This window comes from Streptomyces sp. NRRL F-525, assembly GCF_000716605.1.
GTDB lineage: Bacteria > Actinomycetota > Actinomycetes > Streptomycetales > Streptomycetaceae > Streptomyces.
Map to the genome: position 1 here is coordinate 1 of NZ_JNXE01000225.1, position 270 is coordinate 270.

General features: G+C 74.4%; 1 pseudogene. It reads right to left on the bottom strand.

Annotated elements, in window-relative coordinates:
* Positions 1 to 219: pseudogene (locus tag OO69_RS48635) on the bottom strand (hypothetical protein); the annotation flags it as partial.
* Positions 220 to 270: the final 51 nt, after the last annotated feature.

Here is a 270-nt window from a genome sequence, read left to right on the forward strand (position 1 = left end):
GGCCGGGGCCGGGTCGGCGTGGGTGGCCGCAACCGGGTTCGCGTGGGTGGCCGGGACCGGGTTCGCCTGAGTGGCGGCAACGGGGTTCGCGTGGGTGGCCGCAACCGGGTCCGCCTGAGTGGCCGGGACCGGGTTCGCGTGGGTGGCCGGGGTCGCGGCGCTGGCGACGCCGACCATCCCCGCGGCGGCCAGAACGGTTCCGGCGGCCACGCTGAACATCGCGCGGCGGTTATTCGAGAACTTGCGGTGCTTCGACAACGGTGTGCCTCT